The sequence below is a fragment of the Paenibacillus sp. FSL L8-0470 genome (assembly GCF_038008625.1).
Taxonomy (GTDB): Bacteria; Bacillota; Bacilli; order Paenibacillales; family Paenibacillaceae; genus Paenibacillus_AQ.
In genome coordinates, this window is sequence record NZ_JBBOZM010000001.1 from 444,627 (window position 1) to 462,278 (window position 17,652).

Annotated in this window: 16 protein-coding genes; 9 read left to right on the plus strand and 7 right to left on the minus strand. The window is 52.9% G+C overall.

Annotation, left to right across the window (positions count from 1 at the left end; translation table 11 throughout):
• The first annotated feature begins 273 nt into the window (after nucleotides 1–273).
• Nucleotides 274–2,304, plus strand: a complete 2,031-nt coding sequence (locus tag NST99_RS02085; protein ID WP_341089436.1) for a methyl-accepting chemotaxis protein — start codon at nucleotides 274–276, stop codon at nucleotides 2,302–2,304.
• Nucleotides 2,305–2,478: 174 nt separating this feature from the next.
• On the opposite strand, the gene NST99_RS02090 is transcribed toward NST99_RS02085, so the two are convergent.
• The 3 genes from NST99_RS02090 to NST99_RS02100 all read right to left on the minus strand — a co-directional run bounded on the left by NST99_RS02090 (nucleotide 2,479) and on the right by NST99_RS02100 (nucleotide 4,703).
• Nucleotides 2,479–3,441 (minus strand): L-lactate dehydrogenase, encoded by a 963-nt coding sequence (locus NST99_RS02090; RefSeq protein ID WP_341089438.1) that lies wholly within the window; start codon nucleotides 3,439–3,441, stop codon nucleotides 2,479–2,481.
• 287 nt (nucleotides 3,442–3,728) lie between these two features.
• Nucleotides 3,729–4,235 (minus strand): CcdC family protein, encoded by a 507-nt coding sequence (locus NST99_RS02095; protein ID WP_341089439.1) that lies wholly within the window; start codon nucleotides 4,233–4,235, stop codon nucleotides 3,729–3,731.
• Nucleotides 4,236–4,442: 207 nt separating this feature from the next.
• Nucleotides 4,443–4,703 carry a GlsB/YeaQ/YmgE family stress response membrane protein gene (locus tag NST99_RS02100; protein WP_038585188.1) on the minus strand — a complete coding sequence of 87 codons (261 nt, stop codon included), beginning with the start codon at nucleotides 4,701–4,703 and terminating at the stop codon, nucleotides 4,443–4,445.
• Nucleotides 4,704–5,021: 318 nt separating this feature from the next.
• On the opposite strand from NST99_RS02100, the gene NST99_RS02105 reads away from it, so the two are divergent.
• Nucleotides 5,022–6,074, plus strand: a complete 1,053-nt coding sequence (locus tag NST99_RS02105) for a lactonase family protein (RefSeq protein ID WP_341089441.1) — start codon at nucleotides 5,022–5,024, stop codon at nucleotides 6,072–6,074.
• Nucleotides 6,075–6,128: 54 nt separating this feature from the next.
• Here NST99_RS02105 and NST99_RS02110 read toward each other — a convergent pair whose 3' ends face one another.
• A complete protein-coding gene (locus NST99_RS02110; protein ID WP_341089442.1) occupies nucleotides 6,129–8,453 on the minus strand; it encodes a poly(ethylene terephthalate) hydrolase family protein in 2,325 nt (774 codons plus the stop codon).
• Nucleotides 8,454–8,869: 416 nt separating this feature from the next.
• Between NST99_RS02110 and NST99_RS02115 the strand changes: the two genes are divergently transcribed.
• From NST99_RS02115 to NST99_RS02130, 4 genes are all read left to right on the plus strand, one after another.
• Nucleotides 8,870–9,985 carry a sulfate ABC transporter substrate-binding protein gene (locus NST99_RS02115; protein WP_341089444.1) on the plus strand — a complete coding sequence of 372 codons (1,116 nt, stop codon included), beginning with the start codon at nucleotides 8,870–8,872 and terminating at the stop codon, nucleotides 9,983–9,985.
• Between the two features lie 144 nt (nucleotides 9,986–10,129).
• Entirely contained in the window at nucleotides 10,130–10,969 is an 840-nt protein-coding gene (gene cysT, locus NST99_RS02120) for a sulfate ABC transporter permease subunit CysT (protein ID WP_341089445.1), read from the plus strand.
• A gap of 160 nt (nucleotides 10,970–11,129) precedes the next feature.
• Nucleotides 11,130–11,993, plus strand: coding sequence for a sulfate ABC transporter permease subunit CysW (cysW, locus tag NST99_RS02125; protein ID WP_341089446.1), 864 nt, complete (start codon nucleotides 11,130–11,132; stop codon nucleotides 11,991–11,993).
• Nucleotides 11,994–12,097: 104 nt separating this feature from the next.
• Complete coding sequence (locus NST99_RS02130) at nucleotides 12,098–12,319, plus strand: YezD family protein (protein ID WP_341089447.1); 222 nt, start codon at nucleotides 12,098–12,100, stop codon at nucleotides 12,317–12,319.
• 158 nt (nucleotides 12,320–12,477) lie between these two features.
• Here NST99_RS02130 and NST99_RS02135 read toward each other — a convergent pair whose 3' ends face one another.
• Nucleotides 12,478–12,765 (minus strand): hypothetical protein, encoded by a 288-nt coding sequence (locus tag NST99_RS02135; RefSeq protein WP_231578364.1) that lies wholly within the window; start codon nucleotides 12,763–12,765, stop codon nucleotides 12,478–12,480.
• 289 nt (nucleotides 12,766–13,054) lie between these two features.
• Between NST99_RS02135 and NST99_RS02140 the strand changes: the two genes are divergently transcribed.
• The 3 genes from NST99_RS02140 to NST99_RS02150 all read left to right on the plus strand — a co-directional run bounded on the left by NST99_RS02140 (nucleotide 13,055) and on the right by NST99_RS02150 (nucleotide 16,116).
• On the plus strand, nucleotides 13,055–13,468 hold the full coding sequence (locus NST99_RS02140) for a GNAT family N-acetyltransferase (RefSeq protein WP_341089450.1): 414 nt from the start codon (nucleotides 13,055–13,057) through the stop codon (nucleotides 13,466–13,468).
• Between the two features lie 154 nt (nucleotides 13,469–13,622).
• On the plus strand, nucleotides 13,623–14,255 hold the full coding sequence (locus NST99_RS02145; protein WP_341089451.1) for an NAD(P)-dependent oxidoreductase: 633 nt from the start codon (nucleotides 13,623–13,625) through the stop codon (nucleotides 14,253–14,255).
• A gap of 109 nt (nucleotides 14,256–14,364) precedes the next feature.
• Nucleotides 14,365–16,116: an NAD(P)H-hydrate dehydratase gene (locus NST99_RS02150; RefSeq protein WP_341089452.1), complete on the plus strand. Its 1,752-nt coding sequence runs from the start codon at nucleotides 14,365–14,367 to the stop codon at nucleotides 16,114–16,116.
• A 10-nt stretch (nucleotides 16,117–16,126) separates the two neighbouring features.
• On the opposite strand, the gene NST99_RS02155 is transcribed toward NST99_RS02150, so the two are convergent.
• Nucleotides 16,127–16,582, minus strand: coding sequence for a hypothetical protein (locus tag NST99_RS02155; protein ID WP_341089453.1), 456 nt, complete (start codon nucleotides 16,580–16,582; stop codon nucleotides 16,127–16,129).
• A gap of 66 nt (nucleotides 16,583–16,648) precedes the next feature.
• Complete coding sequence (locus tag NST99_RS02160; RefSeq protein WP_341089454.1) at nucleotides 16,649–17,548, minus strand: SDR family oxidoreductase; 900 nt, start codon at nucleotides 17,546–17,548, stop codon at nucleotides 16,649–16,651.
• Between the last annotated feature and the right edge of the window lie 104 nt (nucleotides 17,549–17,652).

Genomic DNA, 17,652 nt, shown 5'->3' on the forward strand with positions numbered 1-17,652 from the left:
ATCTGTAGACAACAGCGGCCGGAAGTCCAAACATTCACCGCAGTTGCGTTTTATGCCGGCTCGGTAAATTTAAGTTCAACTTGTATAGCTTGAAAATTATGTGAAAAAACATGAAAATAGTATGAAAAAGTAAGCTCTTTAGATTCCATATTGTGGGACTAAGGGCTTATTTTTTGTATTGAATATAATGATTTATGTCTGTTTTTGCCGATATATTAGTATACATTTACAGCAATTGGAAAATTGTATCTAGTACTGCTAGGAGGACTTAAGGTGGAAGAGACAGAAATGAAGCGGGAAAAAATGAAAATGAAAGCAAAGAAAAGAAAGCCAGCATCTGTGCAGACGAAATGGTCGCTTGTGATTCTTGCCATTTCCATCGTGCCTTTGCTGGGAGCTACCATCTTTTTTATGCAGTATTTCGGCGGTGTAACCAAGTCGGATAGTCAAGAGTTGGCGGAAACTACTCTGGACATGAATAGTTCCAAGCTCGGGGAATGGCTGGAGTCCAAAACCTCTGCGGTGCAGGAACTGATCGCTACGCATCCCGAATTTGATACGGCAGTGCCGGAGAGCATTTTCCCGGTAATCAAGGTGCTCGAAGAGAGTGACATTCAGTCTGAAGGCTATAGCGTTATCAGTAAAGAAGGTAAACTCAGCAATATGATGGGGATGACGGCGGATTCGGGTACCTCCCCGTATTTCTTGGAGGCTAAGGAGACACATAAACCGTCAATAGCTGATATGACTTTTCTGGAACAGCTGAATAAACATATCATTACGATTATGGTCCCAATTATGGATAAGAATAACCAGTTTAACGGCGGTATTGCCTTTTCGGTTACACCGGAGATAATGATGGAAATGGCCAAAAATATCAAGGTGGGAGACACCGGGTACGGATTTATAGTTTCAGGGGAAGGGAACTATTATGCCTCCTCTGATCCGGGAAAGATCGGGAAAAATATTGCGGATTATGCAGAGAAACCCGGGACGCAAAAAGCGGTTAAAAGTATATTGAGTAAGCCTAACGGTTCGGTAACCTATAAGGGCGAAGAGGGTAAAGTTCTTATTACATATTTCAAAACTATCCCTGGCACCGATTGGAAGCTGCTGATTAATGTTCCCAAAAGCGAAGTTTACGCTAAAGTGAATTCGGCCCAGACCTTGACGACAATTTTTATAGTCATCGTTATTTTGCTTGTCGTGGTATTATCCCTCTATCTTACCCGGAAGATTGTTAAGCCGATTGTCGCTATTTCAGAAGTGATGAAAAGGGTGGCAGACGGACGGCTGAATGAGCGTGTGGCTGTTGGTTCAGAGGATGAAATCGGCCAGATGAGCCGGAGTATTAATCATATGATTGAATCCCTGTCCGGAATTGTCAGCAAGATCGATACAACCGTAGTGGAGGTAGCGGTATCTGCGGAAGGTCTGCTGGATTACGCCACTCAGTCCTCCAACACTTCGGCAGAGATTGCAGAGGTGATTCAGGAAGTGGCGCAGGGAATGGAGGAGCAGTTCAGAAGTTCAGAGCAGTCCGCACGGGCTACGGAAGAGATGGCGGTAGGCTTGCAAAGAATTGCTGAATCCTCCGTGAGTGTATCCGATCAGGCGGAGTCCGTAAGTGTGGAGGTCGAGAACGGCTATCATGAGATCAAGGCGACATTTGAACAGATGAAGGTAATCAGTTCTACGGCGGGCCAGACTGCTGAACTCATCGGCACACTGACACAGCAATCGGAACAAATCGGGCAAATCGTCGATGTGATTTCAGAGATATCCAACCAGACAGGACTGCTGTCCTTGAATGCTTCCATCGAGGCAGCCAGAGCGGGCGAGCATGGACGGGGCTTCGGAGTGGTAGCGAATGAAGTGAAGAAGCTGGCCGAGCGTACCAATATAGCGATTGTGCATATTGTTGAATTAATCAGACAAATTCAGGATTCGACAACGAATGCCGCAGTATCCATGGAAAAAAGTATTTCCGAAATCGGTGATGGTATGGACAAGATGACGAAAGTTGGGTCCGCCTTTGACCATATCCGCTCCTCCATCCGTGAGGTCTCGGTGCAGATCCAGGACGTATCTGCTATTAATGAAGAGATGTCTGCAGGCACGGAAGAAATTACGGCATCCATTTCAGATATGCTGATTATCGCCAAGACTTCCGCGGACAACGCCCAGGCGGTCGCTGAGGCCTCGACAGATCAGAAGGAGCTAATGAAGCAGGTAGTCAATTCTGCGGAATCACTGAATCTGATGATGTCCGAGCTGAAAGAAGAGATCGAGAAATTCCGTTAATCAGCAGATAAAATAAGAACAGCCCCCGGCTTCGCGAGTTGCAGCGCGGCAGCCGGGGGCTTTTCGTTTGAAAAGATAAGAATTTATATGCTTCACGCTATAAATTATCCTTCTATTTCCCGCTGAAACGGATACCGTCCTTTTGAGGACCGAGAAGCCGTTTCCACTTGAGAATTAAACCTGCTCTTCCAGGTGCAGGCTTTCGATGCCGGATCGGATGATGCCACATGAAGCATCAAACTTCGCATACTCCTGATCACTGAGATTGAGCTCCAGCAGTTCCTGAATGCCGCCCCCGCCGATAATGGCAGGAGCTCCGGCGCATACATTCTTTTGCCCGTATTCTCCGTCCAGAATCGCCGAGACGGCAATGATTTTGTGTTCATCATTCAGGATGGAGCGCGTGATATAAGCCAGAGCGCTGCCGATGCCAAAATGTGTGGAGCCTTTGCGTGTAAAGATCTCCCAGCCGGCATCCTTCGTTTTGCGGGCGAGGTCCTCCAGATCCAGATCCCTGAACCGCTCGCGGTGCTGCTCCATAATCTGCAGAAGCGGTTTGCCGCCGATCGTTACATGCGACCAGGCAACAAACTGGGATTCTCCATGTTCGCCGAGTGCATAGCCGTTCACACTGCGGGGATCAATGGAGAATACTTCTGATAGCAGCGTCTTCAGCCGCGATGAATCAATGGAGGTGCCGGTGCCGATAATGCGGTGGCGCGGCAGTCCGGAGATTTTCCATACCATATAGGTGACAATATCAACCGGATTGGCGGCAACAACAAAGATACCGTCGAATCCGCCAGCCATAATTTCTGTAATAATAGCCTTGGTTATAACCGCAGCATCATCCAGGACATCAAGTCTGGTCTGGCCCGGTTTGGGATTGGCTCCGGCAGTCAGGATAACGACATCCATTCCGCTGCAATCGCTGGCGGTGCCGGCATATACTTTGGTGCGTGTCCCTGCGAAATCCATACAATGCGAGAGGTCAAGCGCTTGTGCCATGGCCCAGTCATAGGTGCGGTCGACCATCATGATCTCATCGCAAATCGCCTGGTTGACCATGGAATAGGCACAGCTGGAGCCCACATTACCGGAGCCGACGATCGCCACTTTTCTCGATTTTGTTTTCAATTGCCTGTCCTCGCTCTCTAAAAAGTATGAGTTTCCTATCCTTGGTGAAGTATGCTTATATTCTAACTGATCTGATTGCAAGTTACCTGACATGAAGGTGAAAAAAGAGGGTGTTTACCGAACATTTTCTGCCACAAATGACATGAAAGGTTAGGAATGACTGGGCGGAGTTATAGAATATTCTATGCTTGTAGCGTGAAGGTGGACTTCCAGGAATAAAAAAAAGAGCATTCGTGCGGCCCTAAGGGTCAATGAAATGCTCTTTTTACTCATTTTAGGCTTCATTCTTATCCGCGGGGCTGGGGAATAGGTGCCTTCGGCAGAGCCATTCGGGTATAGCGCTTATACATGTACACCCTCCAGTGGAGGATCATGCCAAAGGCCAGAATAAAAAATAATCCGCCTGACTGCGGTATGGATACATATCGGTTGATAAACTCATGAAGCACTGTGCGGATCAGCAGCAATCCGAGCAGAATGAAGGCGAAACTCTTGGAACGCTGGGCATAGATCTGCCCGTCCCGTTCTTCAAATACCGTGCTGCGAATTAGCGGATAGGCGAAAATGAACCAGCCGATCAGGAAAGCCGCAACGGCCCACCACCAGGGAAACCGGACCTCTGGTACAACGAACATGGCAAAACCTGTGGACATGCCGAGCGGCGGTATCCATATTTTACGGAGGGTCACCGGTCTCGCGCTTGCCTTCAGGCGGATAAAAATAACCATCAGCGCCATAAACACGGCCCCCAGTGTGGAGCCCACATGCAGAAGCGAGGGGTTAATATTGCCCATGATTCACTTTCCTCTCTGTGATTTGTGTCACTATTTCTCCATTATAGCAGAAATTCTGTGATGTTCAGAATCGCAGCTGAAACTAAAAATTCAGGCGGGTATGCTGAGGATATCTGCTCGTCGGGACACAATAAACCCGCCAGGGTGACCCTGGCGGGTTGTGTTCAAATGTTCAACTCATCTGGTCAGCTTGGCTCGTCGGCAAGCTTAAGAACGGCTGCGTCCACCGACCGAACGGAGGATCAGGCTGACGATAAAGATCAGGACAATGGCACCAATCAATGAAGGGAAGACATAGAAATCACTGATTTTTGGTCCCCAGCTTCCAAGCAGCATGCCACCGAGCCATGAACCCAGAACACCGGCAATAATGTTGCCGATAATGCCTCCAGGAATATCTCTGCCCATGATCAGACCTGCCAACCAACCAATTACCCCGCCTACAATTAACATCCATAATAAACTCATTATGCTTCAGCTCCTTTGTGTTTGTTATCTTCGATGGTTACTATTAACCGCAAGCGGAACGTTTAAACCATGTGTAAAATATTGCCTAGCTGCTTATTATCAGTATTCAAGTATGCCCCAAAAGATGCTGTTTAACCCGCATAATGTGTTGGGTATATAAACATGTTATAGTGAAAATGAAGCGCGGATATGAGTGAACAGGGTGCTTTGCAGGGTATATAAGAAGTAAGGGAATACACCTGCAAACGATAGCTCCGAAAGCGGGTCTCCCGGGGTCAAGCAAGATACGCTGCTATTACACTAAAAGGAGACGCTGCTATGGAACAGCCTAATGAAGTACTATTTTATGTGGGGACTTATAATACCAAGGAAGAGGATGCTATTCTGCTGGGGGCTTTGAACAAGGATACAGGGGAAATGAGAGTACTGGACGGTACCAAGGGGATTGAGAATCCGTCCTATCTGGCTGTAAACCGTGCGGGAACTGTTCTATATGCAGCGAGCGAACAGGATGAGGGCGAAATTCATGCCTTTGCCATTGAAGCGGGAACCAAAGCCTTGCATCCGCTAGGCGGCAGAAGTACAGAAGGCGGTGCCCCTTGTTATGTCTCCGTTCATCCGCAAGGGGATTACATATATGTCGCCAATTACACGGGCGGCAATGTCAACGTGTTCCCTGTGGGCGGGGACGGTTCTCTCCAAGAGATGTCGGCCCAGGTCCGGCATGAAGGCTCAGGGATTCGCACAGACCGCCAGGAAGCGCCGCATCCCCATTCGGTAATTCCCGACAGTACCGGCGGGCGGGTGCTGGTCTGCGATCTGGGTCTCGACCAGGTTCTGCTGTACCGTGTGCAGGACGGCAAGCTGATTACACATCGTGAAGTGGATCTGCCTCCCGGTTCGGGACCGCGCCACCTGGCCTATCACCCCACAGAACAATGGTTATATCTGATCAATGAGCTGAACAGCACCATTACGGTATTTGCAAGCGACGAACAGCAGGGGGACCTGAGAGTACTCCAGAGTGTCAGTTCACTGCCGGAGCAGTACACAGCGGGCAGTGATGATACGGCTGCCGACATTCATGTTTCTCCTTGCGGACGGTTCCTTTATGCCTCTAACCGCGGGCATGACAGTATCGCCCTATTCCTTATTGATGCAGCTACAGGTTTGCTTGAACCGGCGGACTGGGTCAATTCGGGCGGCCGCACGCCGCGCAACTTTGCCATTATGGGCGGAATGCTGCTCGCTGCCAATCAGAACAGCGGCAATATCGTCTCGTTTAGAATCGACTGTGAGAGTGGCAGGCTGATTCCTACCGGCAATGAACTGGAAGTTCCTTCACCGGTCTGCATAAAAGCCCTGAAATAAGAAGCAAGAAGGAATTGTAATAGGAATAATAGGATAAGGGCCCTCCCTTCGCTGTTAATCAGCAAAAGGGAGAGGCCCTATTTGTTGCAATCCATTGATTTCGCCGGATTTGTTATAAAATCCGATATCGTCGAGCATGATTTTATCGCCTTCTTCCTGCAGATAGAAGGTTATTTCAGTCAGCTTGCCGGGATTAAGTGCGGGCTCTTCCTCCAGGAAGGCTTCAAGCGGCAGCTCGTAGGTCTGGAATACGGCTTCCGAAAGATCACCGTATTTGCCGTCGCTTATCCGTTTTTCCAGCCAGGGATTTACCGTGAACTGGGTTTGGGGCAGCGGCAGAATCTCCATCACCTCATCCAGCGGCAGGCGGGCGGCAATGTCATTGCTATCCGTGAGTTCGACCACTACATCAGGCGAGAGGGAAGGCATTGTATTGTCACCAGTGCCGGTATTCTCATCCTCATCAGTATCGGCGTTGCGGTTAGCCAGGGAAAAGCTCAGGCCTTCTGCACCGGACCCGGCAATGTCGTTAGTGACACTATCCTTAAGCGTGAGGGTGTAAGCAGCTTCTTCACCGCTGTTGCTGGCACTGCGTTCCAGCAGGATGCCATGTGTTGCTTTGCTCTTCAGCTCACGGTCCCGGGCAACTTCTTCCGTCCAGCTAAGACCCGTGGCAGCTGCTGTTCCGCCTAGTGCTGTGTTCTTGTTGCGGTCTTCGTCAAAAGTGGCTACCGGGATGAATTCTCCGCTCTGGAATCGGCTATAATACGCAGTATCCGGCAGCCACCTCGCTCCGCGGCGGTAATCGCGGAATAGCCCGCGATAGTCTGCCTCTCCATGCAGGGTTGTTTCCAAGAACGCGGCTACATAGACCTTGGCAATTTGCCGCTGCTCGTCTCCGTCCATAATATGCGTTCGGCTGAGGAACAATCCTGCCGGCAATGACTGATCCAAGAGTCCCCAGTCGGTATTGAACTGGCTATGATTGGCATCGGCGATATATAGAGAGCTTTTGAAAGCGGAGGAGCCGCGGGAATAACTAGAACGAATATACTGGCGGTCTCCATAGAAGTCATGCACATCCCCGTCCCGTGCGCCTTGCAGGGTCAGGTAATTGACGTCAACCAGCTTAGCCTGCTGCTCGTCGATTGCCTTATCTGTGGGAGCGAGGGCAATGACTGAGGCTATCGAGAACTTATTGGCGTCAGCCAGCACGGGATCGCTCTTGAACCAGCGTCCGGCATCGGCAGCCATGGCAACAGCCTGCCCGCCGCGGCTATGGCCAAGCAGGGCGGTCTTGGTGTAATCCACCTTGTGATAGAAAGGGTTGCCGGCCTGCTCGTTGAAGACACCGATCTGCTGGAGATGCTTTAGAATCATCCAGGTCCGCACCTTGAAGTCGTTGTCGGGAATGCCGGACCAGGCTGAATAATTCAGGAAGTTCTCATCCAGGGAGAGCGCGATAAATCCCCGGCTGGCCAGCAGCTGGCCCAAGTAAGTGTAGCCTTCGTCGGAGTAGTCCTCCATCATATGGTTGCCATGAACCATAAGCACAAGCGGGAAGGGGCCTTCACCGTCGGGCATCCAGACACGGGCATTTAACGGGAGCGAGCTGTAGTCGAATCCCCAGAATATAGTCCGCAGCTTGGGCCAGGTTTTGATATAAGCCGAGGCATCCGCAGTGGAGGAGAGAAGACCGACTTCCTTGCCGTATTCAGAACGGTGCAAGTCCTCGCCGCTGCCGTAAGTAAAGCTCCGATAGGTATAGTCACCAGGCTCTCCCGGATTTGCTGCGGGGATATCATCTTCCATCATCGTGGACGCTGCCAACACGGGCACCGCTCCGCCGTGGCTCTTGATGGGCAGAGCTATCGAAGATAAGGCGACAGCAACTGCGAGCAGCAGTCCCGAAACGATCCGCCTGCTGCGCAGCAGGCCCAATACGAGTCCTCCGAACCCGCCGAATAAAGCGGCAAGAACAGCAACGGCAGCCGCTGCTTCAATCTCCAATTCAGCATAATAGAGGATTAGCAGAACGGCGCCCGCCGCACTCAATATAGAGCCTGTAAATAACCGCGGGACAGGCAGTCCGGTCAATGCCAGCACCAGAGCCAGTATGTTGGCTGCCAGAGCGAGGAAGATGGTCCCGGTTCCGGCCGCCAATATAATATCCGCCGGGGCACCCAGGCCGGTGGGGATGCCCAGAATAGCCGCCGTAAATATGAGAACACATATTATCCAAGGACCGGTAAGTGCCATCCTCCATAGTGCTGTATCATAACGGTAAGTTTCCCTAATTCGCTTTGCAAGACTGCTGCGTATCCTCCGGAGCAGCCGCGGTCTCCCCGGCGCCGGAGCATACTCCAAATCCATTCCCATGATTGTCTCCCCCGACAGTTTGCGGTGATTTCCACTCTCTCTTTTTCCCCTATTAGATGTAGCAATCTTATTACTTTAGAGCTTTAATGACAAGTGGATCTTGCAGGAACGGCCGCCACTTGCTGCCGCTAAGCCGGAGAATGTCTGATTGCCGTCTTTTTCTAAAAAAAGGTTTGACAGGGTAAGAAGCTTTCAGTATTATGTCTTTATAACCTACTAAATAGGTAGGAATAATTGAACAATAGTTCTTACCGTACAGACGGAGGAACGCCCGCTTCAGGCTCGCAGATACGTGTCTTTCAGGACCGGTTTGACCTGCCTTACGTGGGCCTTCCTCCGTCCTTTTTTTGCAAAAATTAGCGCATAGAGAGTTCAGCAATCATCTATTTAAGAGAAAACATGGGGGAGTGATTGTGATGAAGAAAGGGATCAAGAAGGGGCTGCTCGCCGGATTTACACTGTTGTTGACGGCAGGGCTTACTGCTTGCGGAAGTAATACTGACAATACGAACAACAGCGCAGGTGCAGCAACCGGTACGTCGGAGAGCAACAATGCGGCGGCAACGGCAGAAGCGACCAAAGCACCGTCTAAAGATCCGGTAGAGCTGCTGAATGTATCCTATGATCCTACACGTGAGCTTTATGAGAGCTACAACAAGGCTTTTTCGGCTTATTGGGAGCAGGAAACTGGCCAGAAAGTAACGATCAAGCAGTCCCATGGCGGGTCAGGTAAACAAAGCCGTGCCGTTATTGACGGTCTGGAAGCGGATGTAGTCACGCTGGCGCTAGGATATGACATTGACGCTTTGCAGGAAACAGGACTCATCAATGAAGGCTGGCAAAATAAATTTGAGCTTAACAGCTCGCCCTACACGTCGACTATTGTTTTCCTCGTGCGCAAAGACAATCCGAAGGGCATAAAGGACTGGCCGGATTTGCTTAAGGAAGGTGTAGAGGTGATTACACCGAATCCGAAAACCTCCGGTGGTGCACGCTGGAACTATCTGGCGGCTTGGGGTTATGCACTCGATCACAACAATAATGACGAAGCCAAAGCACAGGAATTTGTGCAGGAGCTGTTCAAGCATGTGCCGGTACTGGATACCGGGGCGCGTGGTTCTACGACAACCTTTGTGGAACGCGGAATCGGTGATGTGCTGATTGCCTGGGAGAATGAAGCCTATCTGTCCATCAAAGAGCTGGGGCCGGACAAATTTGAAATTGTGAATCCTTCCGGGAGCATTCTGGCTGAACCTCCGGTTGCTGTAGTCGACAAGGTTGTCGATAAAAGAGGAACACGTGAGGTATCCGAGGCTTATCTGAAATATCTCTACACCGAAGAAGGTCAAAAAATAGCTGCAGAGAACTACTACCGCCCCACACTGGAAAATGTGAAGGAGCAGTTCAAGGACCAATTCCCGGACATCAAGCTGTTTACGCTGGCTGATAAATTCGGCACCTGGAAAGAAACGCAGGAGAAACATTTCAATGACGGAGGCATTTTCGACAAGATTTATGTCCCGGGCAGCTAATAACTCTTCCTTTAAGTGCGGTCATTTAGATCTCGATGCTGGTGATATTGCCGCAGGGTCTGTAAAGATAGGCTTTGGAAAGTTCGTCCCGTGAAGGGTGCTGATCAGCCCATAAGCTGAAGGCAGGAAAGGATGAATACGTAAATGAATGTCACTACTACGGCTGCAGTGCGGCGCAAGGTGCTGCCCGGCTTCGGGCTTACGATGGGCTACAGTGTACTGTATTTGAGTCTCGTTGTCCTGCTGCCGCTTTCGGCGCTGCTCTTCAACTCCACCGGGCTTAGCTGGGCTAAATTCTGGGATGTAGCCACAGATCCGCGCGTCCTGGCTTCTTACCGGGTCAGCCTGAGCACTGCGGCAGCGGCAGCTTTGGCGAATGCTTTTCTGGGACTGCTGCTGGCATGGGTGCTGGTACGCTATGAGTTTCCGGGAAAAAGAGTATTCGACGCTCTGATCGATCTCCCGTTTGCACTGCCGACAGCCGTAGCAGGTGTCTCGTTGACAGCACTATATTCGCAGAATGGCTGGATCGGCTCCCTTCTGGAGCCGCTCGGCCTGAAGGTTGCCTTCACACCGCTGGGCATCACGCTTGCGCTGATGTTTATCGGCATTCCGTTTGTTGTCCGGACCGTACAGCCCGTGCTGGAGGATCTGAACAGGGATATGGAAGAGGCCGCCGCGACGCTGGGGGCAGGCCGCTGGCGGACCTTTCTGCGGATTGTGCTGCCGGAGCTGTTCCCTGCGCTGCTCACCGGCTTTGCACTTGCTTTTGCCCGGGGGATCGGAGAATACGGGTCGGTGGTATTCATCTCCGGCAACATGCCGATGAGAACAGAGATTGCCCCGCTGCTCATTATGACCAAGCTGGAGCAATTCGATTATGCCGGAGCCACAGCGGTGGCGCTTCTTCTCCTGCTGATCTCCTTCCTGATGCTGTTCGTGATTAACCTGCTGCAGCGCTGGGCCCGCAAAAGCTCACGGTAGGAGAAGAGTGAAACTTAAGAGTATGCTTTCGAGGCGATTTTTGTCGAAGCCCATTCAGTGAGGTAACGCTCACAAAAATTAAGCGTATGCTTCCGAGGCCAGTTTTGTACGATGATTAATCAAAGCTGCTATCCTAACAAAACTTTTAGGAGGAATAATTATGGCCGGTACTGTGCCGCTGCTCGCTCCAGGGCGGAAGACCAGCGTATCCTCGCCTGCGACGAACGAATCTCCTGCGGTGAAGTGGGGGCTGATTGCCGCCGCCGGGCTGGTGCTGTTCTGGCTGATCGCCCTGCCGCTGATTGTCGTGCTGACAGAAGCGCTGAAGAGGGGCTGGGATGTCTACTGGGCCGCGCTAAGTGATCCCGACGCCGCTTCGGCGCTTAGGCTGACGCTGCTGGTGGCCGCGATTACCGTCCCGCTGAATACAATCTTTGGCGTGGCGGCCGCCTGGGCAGTGACCAAATTCCGTTTTCGCGGCAAAGGCTTCCTTATTACCTTAATCGATCTGCCCTTCGCCGTGTCACCGGTTATCGGCGGGCTGATCTTTATTCTGGTGTTCGGTGCACATGGCTGGTTCGGGTCCTGGCTCAGCGACCATGATATCAAGATCGTATTTGCGCTCCCGGGCATTGTTCTGGCTACGCTGTTTGTGACTTTTCCTTTTGTGGCCCGTGAGCTGATTCCGCTGATGGAAGATCAAGGTACACAGGAGGAAGAAGCGGCGATTACACTGGGGGCGCACGGCTGGCAGATTTTCTGGCGTGTGACACTGCCCAATATTAAATGGGGTTTGCTGTACGGGATTATTCTCTGTAATGCCCGTGCTATGGGCGAGTTCGGTGCGGTATCCGTAGTTTCCGGGCATATCCGGGGAGAAACGAATACGCTGCCGCTGCATGTCGAGATTTTGTATAATGAATATCAATTATCGGCATCGTTTGCGGTGGCTTCATTGCTGCTGCTGCTCGCCTTGGTAACGATGATCATCAAAAGCTGGCTGTTACGAAAAAATGCTCATTGACAGCTCTTTTGATTCCATGCTAAGTTAAATCTTAGTAAACAAGTTGGTAATAACGGGATTCGAGGCGGAGAACATCCCCTGTCCGGGGAAAGGGAGGCTGGAGAATGGCTAAGCCACTGAAAGTGGATGAGGTATGGCTGACGCGGATTGCAGGACTTCTGGATGACATGGAGTTTGGCTCATTGCACATCGTGGTGCATGAAGGTCAAATAGTACAGATGGAGCGTACGGAACGCAAACGTTTCGAGAACAGCACTGCAAATGCACGATATAGTGGAGAGACCGGAAGCCGGCGCACCGATACCCGTTCTGCGGGACGAGGATAGAAGGTATAAAGAAAGACCTCCATCAGTTGAAGGTCTTTCTTTTTTTTGATTTAACGAAGCTTACCATTCGTCAAAAGATAATTTGTCAGTGATATGCTTCAGCTCTGCCGGAACCTGGACAGAGCACATCAATTCCAGGCTATTGCATAAGTATTGCCTTAATAACGCGGTCCCCGACGGGAAGAGGAGAGGCCTTCAAGCAGCAAGACTATCGCCGTGATCACATGCATGATCCAGCCAACGATCGGAATTAGAGCGACTATCGAGGTAATGATACCAATGACGTTGCCGATAAAAGGCCCCCGTTCCTTAAGCATGATTATAACAGCCACTGCGTGCAGCAAAAAGGCGATGCCGAGCGGGACCCATGCATTGGCTACAACGAACACCCCTCCAATAATCGGCAGGGCCAGGAACGCTTCATAAGTGAAAGTCCCCCATTTCAATAATTTCCCCAGAGAAGACATGAGTGCTTCACCAATCCTTTCTTTATGATATTGTGAATATTTGGCTTTATCTCTAGGTTACCCCGGGATGCAGGCTGAGAATAGTATTATTTCTTTTCTAAACAATTTATTAGTTCTGTTACGTCAGAATTCCTTCAACGTTTCAAATCTCCGCATGTACCCATTCCGTCAGGTTACCCGGCCTTGCTTGAAATCAATGCTTAAGTATATATTGGTAACAGCATTGCAGATCTGAGACCGTTTGTAGGAACGAGAAGGGAAGGACCGTATGGATGCAGCAGAAAAAGTAGAAATTAGACATGAATCTCCCTCGGTGGAGCAATATCTGGCGCTGCGGGTTGAGGCAGGACTTAGTCCGATGAGTGTAGAAGGGGCTATGACTGGGCTTCCGCGTTCTTGTTATGCAGTATCCCTCTATGAAGAGGACATGCTGGTAGGGATGGGGCGTGTCATCGGGGACGGAGGCTGTTTCTTTCAGGTGACGGATATTGCCGTCAAGCCTTCCCGTCAAGGGCGTGGCTTCGGAAAAGTCATTATGGGTGAGATCAGGGCATTCCTGGATACGGTGCCCAATCCGTCGTATATTAGCCTCATTGCTGACGGAAATGCTTCGAAGCTGTATGATCAGTATGGTTTTGTTCCGGTAATGCCTTATTCGCAAGGGATGTTCCTGCGGCGGTAGCGGGCCGGAATGGCAGATTGTAACCTTATGATATTGAGGCTGGCCGCCCCCCACCTAGCGGGGGTATTTGAATGCTTCTTCTACCCGAAGGGTTTCAGAACGCCACTATGGGATAAATTAGAATTAGGGCTTGAGAAAGCGAGGGAAATTAGAGATGGATGTTGTTGTGCTAGGTGCGTCGGGGACGCTGGGAAAAGCAATTGTACAGGAAGCACTAAGAAGAAAACACGAAGTAACCGCAGCCGTCCGCCATCCGGATTCGCTGCAAATCGAGCATGAGCGGCTGCAGATTGCCACCGTTGATATCCTGAATCCTTCCTCGGTAGCTGCCGTAGTTGGCGGGCACGGGGAAGTCATCAGCGCGTTCGGACCGGATTCCGGGCGGGAAAATGATCTGCTTGGCGCAGCGGATTCGCTGCTGGAGGGGATGCGCATAGCCGGGGCGGAACGGCTGATGATCGTCGGCGGAGCAGGCAGTCTGAAGACGGAATCGGGAGAGTGGCTGATGGACACGGCTGAATTCCCGGAGGAGCTGCGGCCGCTGGCTGCCGCACATGCCAACGCCTATGAAATCTATAGAGGTTCGGCACTTGATTATACGTATATCAGCCCGCCTGCGGTCATCGTGCCGGGCCGGCGGACAGGCATGTTCCGCATCGGACTGGACCGGCTTATCGTGGATGAAAATGGCGAGAGCAGCATCAGCGTGGAGGATTTCGCCGTGGCTGTCATTGATGAACTGGAGGAAGGCAATTTCAGCCGGGAGAGATTTACGGTAGCTTATTAGTCGAGCCGGTACAGAACAGAAGCAGTTGTAAGGCTGCCTTGAACTGAACAACAGGACAGATACAGTGCCGGGACAGTGGATTCCGGCTATGTGCAAAGGGGTGCGAGTCATGGATCTGGTAACTGCTGAGCAGATGCGGCAATTGGACCGCAAAACGATTGAGGGTTTAAGCATTCCGGCGGTTGCGCTGATGGAGAATGCAGGCCGGGCCATCGCCGAGGAGGTTATCGCGCTGTGCCATAGCAGGCACGGCGGAGGCGCAGGCGGAGAAGACCGGAACGGTGGACGGGCCGGAGCGGGAGGCGGCTGTGCTGATGCAGATATAGCGGGGCGCGGCGGCTATATAAACGCGGGACCGGGTGCAGAGAACGGCAGGGACGAGGGAGCGAATGTGGGGCGTGGAAGCGGCGGCCCGGGGATTCAGCCGCCGGGATTCAGGGTCAGCGGCGATGCCGCGCTGACCCTGGACTCTGCCGAAGCCGAGCACTGGCTGATTCTCATCGGCAAAGGCAATAACGGCGGCGACGGCCTCGCCGCCGCCAGGCATCTGCGTGAGGCGGGTATCGCCGTCACGCTGGTGTACGCGGCCGCGCCGGAGTCGCTGGCCGGCGAAGCCGCCCTGCAGCGGGATGCCGCTGCAGCCATGGGCCTGCCCGCCGTCGTCTACGGCGTGGACCGGCTGGACTTTGCCGCATGCAGCGGCATCGTGGATGCGCTGCTCGGCACCGGCAGCGCGGGAGCCCCGCGCGGTGCCTATGCGGAGCTGATTGCCGCCGCGAACGGCAGCGGCAAACCGGTGGTGTCCGCGGACATCCCGAGCGGGCTGAACGCGGACACGGGCGAGCTGCATGAGCCGTGCATTCATGCAGCAGTGACAGTCTGCCTCGCGTTTCTCAAACGCGGGCTGGTGCAATATCCCGGCGCGGGAGCAGCCGGGCATGTGGTGGTCCGCTCCATCGGCATTCCGGCTGCCTTGGCCCGGGAACACGGCGTGCAGGCTTGCCTGCTGACGCCGGAGGTGCTGCGGACACGTCTTCAGATCGACGTGTCGCGCCGCCGCTCGCCCGAAGGCCACAAGGGCACTTACGGGCATGTCCTGCTGGCCGGCGGAAGCTTAGGGCTGAGCGGTGCAGGCCTGCTCTCCGCCCGGGCTGCGCTACGGGCGGGTTGCGGCTTGGTTACCTGGGCACTGCCCGGCGGGCTGCTGCCCTATGTGATCGGTGCCGCCCCTGAAATTATGCTGGCTGCAGCCGGCAGCGCAGAGGATGGCACCTGGAAAGCAGACACGGCAGCCGAGGTGCTGCGGCTGGGTGCCGGAAAAGAGGTTATCGCCGTTGGTCCTGGTCTTGGCCGGTTCGAGGGCGATACGGATTGGCTCCGCACGATTTGGGAGGGGACGGAAATGCCCCTGGTCATCGATGCCGATGCTTTGAACATCCTGTCTGATGCCAATTACAGCTCCTGGACCCGCCGGGGGCCTGTGATCTTGACGCCGCATCCGGGAGAAATGGCCCGGCTGGCAGGTCTTGCCACGGCAGAAGTGCAGCGCGACCGGATCGGTCTGGCATTGGACTATGCCCGGGAGCATGGCGTGGTGCTTGTGCTGAAAGGGGCGCATACAGTTATTGCAACGCCTGAAGGACAAGCCTATGTAAATGTCACAGGCCATCCGGGTATGGGAACCGGCGGAGCGGGCGATGTGCTGACAGGCATCATTTCCGGACTGCTGGCTCAAGGGCTGAATGCCGCACAGGCTGCGGCTTTTGGCGTGTATCTGCACGGACTGGCCGGGGAACGGGCAGCCCGCTTGCGGCATCATCCGGCGGCATTAATTGCCGGGGATATCATTGAAGCACTCTGATGCCTGCAGGCTAGAGCAGCAGCAGGCAGAGCAGCGGGATGAATAGCGCGAATACGGGAAGCAGCAGCGGCTGCCGCTCGCCGGCTACCTGGGCGAGCCGGAATACCAGGAGTACAGCTATACCGTAGATGCCGCAGGTCATGGCTTCTCCGCCCTGCTCTGAGGCCAGCCACAGACCTGCGCCATAGCCGGCAGCCGCATACAGGACCAGTGACGGTCCAAGAGAAGACGAACGGAACATGCGCAGCAGCAGATCTGCCAGCAGTGTCGCCGGCAGTCCATAAGCGTAAATGGCATAGGGTACCGATATCGGCCAGCCTTCCGGCACTCCGCCTTCGTGCGGAAAGAACAGCATCAGCAGGGAGACGAGCATAAAGGTCAGACCGGCTGCAGAGAGTTTCGTCAGTGCGTACATGCCTGCGGATAGGCGGACGGACGGAAGATCGTAATCCTTGATTTTATTCATCCTAAAACTTCCTTTCAGGGTGGGATTAACGCCACGGGGGACTCAGGGTCTCTAAACGACGGCGGCTCAGCTTGTGACCATGTCCCCTCCATTAACATGAATACATGTGCCTGTGACATAAGAAGAATCGGAACTGGCCAGATAGACATAAGCTCCGGCCAATTCATAAGGCTGAGCGGCACGCCGGAGCGGAGTATCCGTTCCGAAGACGCTAACCTCGGCAGCGGAGAAGCTGGAGGGAATGAGCGGTGTCCAGACCGGCCCGGGGGCGACACTGTTGACACGGATTCCGGTATCGGCGAGCGAAAGGGCAAGAGAGCGTGTAAAGGTGACGATGGCACCTTTGGTGGTTGAATAGTCTATGAGCTCTTTGTGGCCCTGGTAAGCGGTAATTGAGGCGGTGTTAATGATGGAACTGCCTTTTTTTAAATGCGGCAGTGCGGCCTGTGTCAGGTAAAAGAACGGAATAATGTTGGTATGAAAGGTCTGGAGCAGCTGTTCTTCTGAAATATCGAGAATGCTCTTCTGCGGATACTGCACGGCATGGTTATTGACGAGGATATCCAGCTTGCCAAAGGTCCGTACCGTCTGCTCTACGGCCTGGAGGCAGTTTTGCTTGTGCCGCAAATCAGTTTCGATCCGCAGGCAGCGGCGGCCCAATTGTTCAATGCGCCGCTGTGTGACTTCGGCATCCGAGGCTTCGTACAGATAGGCAATGGCTACATCCGCCCCTTCTCTGGCAAATGCGATCGCCGCCGCCTTGCCGATGCCGCTGTCTCCTCCGGTAATCAGCGCCACCTTGCCTTCGAGCTTTCGGCTGCCGAGGCTCTCAGGATTTTCACTGATCGGACGGGGGTTCATCAGACTTTCAAGTCCCGGCTGGCGGTTCTGGTGCTGAGGTGGAAAGGCAATGGGCTGCTTGCGGCATACCGTCTGTTCCCCATAATAGGGATAAGTGGGATTCATATCGCAGGTTTCCTCCTTGGATGCTGTCATTCGTATATTTTTATGCATGCGCCCAGAAAAGCGTGCGCTCCCGCAGTGTGAATCCGGCATTTGTAACAGGCAAT

What these genes read in the sequence shown, in the direction of transcription:
- NST99_RS02145 (WP_341089451.1), top strand. Translation starts at nt 13,623, where the DNA reads ATGGATGTTGTTGTGCTAGGTGCGTCGGGGACGCTGGGAAAAGCAATT.
- cysW (WP_341089446.1), top strand. Translation starts at nt 11,130, where the DNA reads ATGGCCGGTACTGTGCCGCTGCTCGCTCCAGGGCGGAAGACCAGCGTA.
- NST99_RS02140 (WP_341089450.1), top strand. Translation starts at nt 13,055, where the DNA reads ATGGATGCAGCAGAAAAAGTAGAAATTAGACATGAATCTCCCTCGGTG.
- cysT (WP_341089445.1), top strand. Translation starts at nt 10,130, where the DNA reads ATGAATGTCACTACTACGGCTGCAGTGCGGCGCAAGGTGCTGCCCGGC.
- NST99_RS02150 (WP_341089452.1), top strand. Translation starts at nt 14,365, where the DNA reads ATGGATCTGGTAACTGCTGAGCAGATGCGGCAATTGGACCGCAAAACG.
- NST99_RS02130 (WP_341089447.1), top strand. Translation starts at nt 12,098, where the DNA reads ATGGCTAAGCCACTGAAAGTGGATGAGGTATGGCTGACGCGGATTGCA.
- NST99_RS02100 (WP_038585188.1), bottom strand. Translation starts at nt 4,703, where the DNA reads ATGAGTTTATTATGGATGTTAATTGTAGGCGGGGTAATTGGTTGGTTG.
- NST99_RS02115 (WP_341089444.1), top strand. Translation starts at nt 8,870, where the DNA reads ATGAAGAAAGGGATCAAGAAGGGGCTGCTCGCCGGATTTACACTGTTG.
- NST99_RS02095 (WP_341089439.1), bottom strand. Translation starts at nt 4,235, where the DNA reads ATGGGCAATATTAACCCCTCGCTTCTGCATGTGGGCTCCACACTGGGG.
- NST99_RS02155 (WP_341089453.1), bottom strand. Translation starts at nt 16,582, where the DNA reads ATGAATAAAATCAAGGATTACGATCTTCCGTCCGTCCGCCTATCCGCA.
- NST99_RS02110 (WP_341089442.1), bottom strand. Translation starts at nt 8,453, where the DNA reads ATGGGAATGGATTTGGAGTATGCTCCGGCGCCGGGGAGACCGCGGCTG.
- NST99_RS02160 (WP_341089454.1), bottom strand. Translation starts at nt 17,548, where the DNA reads ATGAATCCCACTTATCCCTATTATGGGGAACAGACGGTATGCCGCAAG.
- NST99_RS02105 (WP_341089441.1), top strand. Translation starts at nt 5,022, where the DNA reads ATGGAACAGCCTAATGAAGTACTATTTTATGTGGGGACTTATAATACC.